1 protein-coding gene is annotated in these 431 nt (G+C 55.7%); it reads right to left on the reverse strand.

Features of this window, described 5'->3' with window-relative positions; translation table 11 throughout:
- A partial coding sequence (locus EOA32_RS37855; protein WP_189407751.1) for an ectoine synthase occupies positions 1-245 on the reverse strand: 245 nt, incomplete at its 3' end.
- Positions 246-431 lie beyond the last annotated feature (186 nt).

Consider the following 431-nt stretch of genomic DNA (forward strand, 5'->3'; position numbering starts at 1 on the left):
GTCCCGGGCTCGATGCGATGGATCGCGCCCGACATATCCTCGACTTCGCCCTGGCCCGAGATGCAATAGCAGGCCTCGAGATGCCGCCGGTATTGCAGGCGCGACTCGCTCCCTGCCCGCACGACTGTATGACAGACGGTGAACCCCATGCCGTCTCGCTGGGTCAGCAGCCGGTGGCTGGTGCCGTTGCCCCAGTCGACGAAGAAGTCAGTTTTTTCTACATCGGCCAGTTGCCTGGTGAACATGGTATCTCTCTCTATGAAAGGGGCGTGGGACGACCACGACGACGGAATGATCTGGCTTCGCTCTGTTTTGGCTGCTATTTTCTGGATCAACATTCGAAGCTTCCTTCAGCATGTCGCGACCCGAGGCGGGTTTCAAATGACCGTTTTTCGTTAGACACATTAGAAAAATTTACAAATGGACTATCT

Origin of the sequence: Mesorhizobium sp. M1A.F.Ca.ET.072.01.1.1, from assembly GCF_004023325.1 — a bacterium.
Classification (GTDB): domain Bacteria; phylum Pseudomonadota; class Alphaproteobacteria; order Rhizobiales; family Rhizobiaceae; genus Mesorhizobium.